Source organism: Mesorhizobium sp. M7A.F.Ca.US.014.04.1.1 (assembly GCF_003998745.1).
GTDB lineage: Bacteria > Pseudomonadota > Alphaproteobacteria > Rhizobiales > Rhizobiaceae > Mesorhizobium > Mesorhizobium ciceri.
Genome location: NZ_RZRW01000785.1, coordinates 1 through 2112, shown reverse-complemented (window position 1 = coordinate 2112; position 2112 = coordinate 1). Strand labels below are relative to the sequence as shown.

Here is a 2112-nt window from a genome sequence, read left to right as displayed (position 1 = left end):
GGAAACCGCCGGCAGCGACTTCGGATCTAGCTTGGCGAGTGCTGCCAGCGATGCCGGATCGAGTGCCTTGCCGCCGATATCGGTGACGTGAGCGGAGAGATCACGGATCGTTCCATCCGCATCGAGCAGGCCGGGACGTTCGCTTCCCACCTCGCCATAGCGCAGCAGTTTCATCTAAATCCTTCTCCTGATTGCGGCCTCGCGGCCTTTTGCAAACTTTCCGCCAAGGCGATTGCTCCTTCAAGGAACCGGCGGACCGTACTCACCGACCTGACTACGGACAAGCGCGATCGCCATACAAGATAGCCGGCGCGCGGGATTTTCAGACTGTTCGATCCCCTGTTGAACGCCGGCAACGGGCCAGATCGTCCGGCCCACGCAAGATTCCGCAGTCAGATCGACCAGCCGCCGTCGATATTGTAGGCCTGCCCGGACGTGTACGTGGCGCCGGCCAGGTAGACGGCCAGATCGGCGATTTCCTCCGGCGTGCCGAGCCGGCCCATCGGCTGGCGGGCGATGAAGGCGGCGCGGGCGGCATCATAGTCGCCTTGCGCGTGCATGCGGTCCTGCAGCGACGGGCTCTCGACCGTGCCGGGGCAGATGGCGTTGCAGCGTATGCCCTTGCCGACATAGTCGGCGGCTATCGCCTTGGTCAGGCCGATGACCGCGGCCTTGGTCAGGCCATAGACGAAGCGGTTGGGCACGCCCTTGGTGGAACTGGCCAGCGAGGCCATGTTGATGATCGATCCGTCGCCGCGTTCCAGCATGCCGGGCAGCACGGCCCGGCTGGTGCGGATCATGGCGCGGACATTGAGGTTCAGCGCGAAATCGAGGTCGCCGTCCTTCATCTCCAGGATCGAGCCCGAATGGACGAAACCGGCGCAATTGAACAGCACGTCGACGACACCGATCTCGGCAAAGGCGGCGTTGACGGCTTCGTCGTTGAGCACGTCCAGCTTGCGGGTCTTGATCCCTGGCGTCTTGGCGAGTTCCGCCAGCAGCGTCTCGTTGATGTCGGTGGCGTAGACGATGGCGCCGGCTTTTGCGAAGGCCAGTGCGCTCGCCTTGCCGATCCCTTGCGCCGCTGCCGTGACGACAACGACCTTGCCTGCCAGATCCGCCATGCTGTTCTCCTCGTCCGCTGGGATAGTCCGGGTCTACCTGCGGCTGGCCAAGGCGTCATGTGCCAGTCACGCGTGATCGTGCAGCCTGCGCCGTTGACCGTTCACTGATAAAGATGTTTTTTCTCGTTAAAGAACATCTGTCCGGGCGTCAAGCCCGAACACGATCTGAACAGTACCGGCAGGCCATCAATCGCCGTAAGGCACCCAGACATTCTTGACCTCGACGGCGCGGCGTAGGAAGGCGTCGCCGGCGGCTTGGTCGGATGCCCAGTCGATGCCGCGGCCATTGCCGCTCCAGACGCGCTTGAGGTTGCCGATGGACTCGGCTTCCGCCTTGGCGCAGGTCTCGGCATCGGCGAACACCCAAAGCCCGTCGACATCGTCATGCTTGGCCAGCACGCCGGCGAGTTCGGCGCTGCGACCGGTGACGATGTTGATGGCGCCTGAGGGAATGTCGGAATATTCGATGACCTGGTAAAGATCGGTCGCCAGCAGCGGGTAGCGCTCCGACGGCACTGCGACCACGGTGTTGCCCATCGCAAGTGCGGGTGCAATCAGCGAGATCAGGCCGAGCAGCGGCGAGGCATCCGGCGCGACGATGCCGACGACGCCGACCGGCTCGTGCAGCGCCAATGTCACGGCACGCGCGGGCGGTTGGTGCACGCGGCCCTCGAATTTGTCGGCCAGACCGGCATAGAGGAACAGCCGCTCGATGGATTGTTCTACCTCTTCCCGCGCGGCCTTGGGCGTGGCGCCGGTCAATTCGGTGAGACGGGCGGCGAACTCGCCGGCGCGGCCGGAAAGGTTCTCGGCCAGATAATAGAGCACCTGGGACCTGTTATAGGCGGTCGCCTCCGGCCAGGCCTTGGCACCGCGGGCGGCGGAGACGGCATCGCGGATATCCTTGCGGCTACCGAGCCCAACTTCGCCGGCAAGCTTGCCTTTGGCGGTGGCGATGGCGAGCGAATAATTGCCGTCCGGCCGTACC

2 protein-coding genes and 1 pseudogene are annotated in these 2112 nt (G+C 64.3%); all 3 read right to left on the bottom strand.

The annotated features are described in order from the left end of the window. Positions 1 to 174 (bottom strand): annotated as a pseudogene (locus tag EOA22_RS39205) (2-hydroxyhepta-2,4-diene-1,7-dioate isomerase); the annotation flags it as partial. A 218-nt stretch (positions 175 to 392) separates the two neighbouring features. Beyond that, positions 393 to 1124, bottom strand: coding sequence for an SDR family oxidoreductase (locus tag EOA22_RS31440; protein ID WP_013528567.1), 732 nt, complete (start codon positions 1122 to 1124; stop codon positions 393 to 395). A gap of 186 nt (positions 1125 to 1310) precedes the next feature. After that, positions 1311 to 2112: aldehyde dehydrogenase family protein (locus tag EOA22_RS31435; protein WP_127390499.1), on the bottom strand; the 802-nt coding region annotated here is incomplete at its 5' end.

Coding starts and splice junctions, on each gene's coding strand:
- EOA22_RS31440 (WP_013528567.1), bottom strand. CDS start 1,124: ATGGCGGATCTGGCAGGCAAGGTCGTTGTCGTCACGGCAGCGGCGCAA.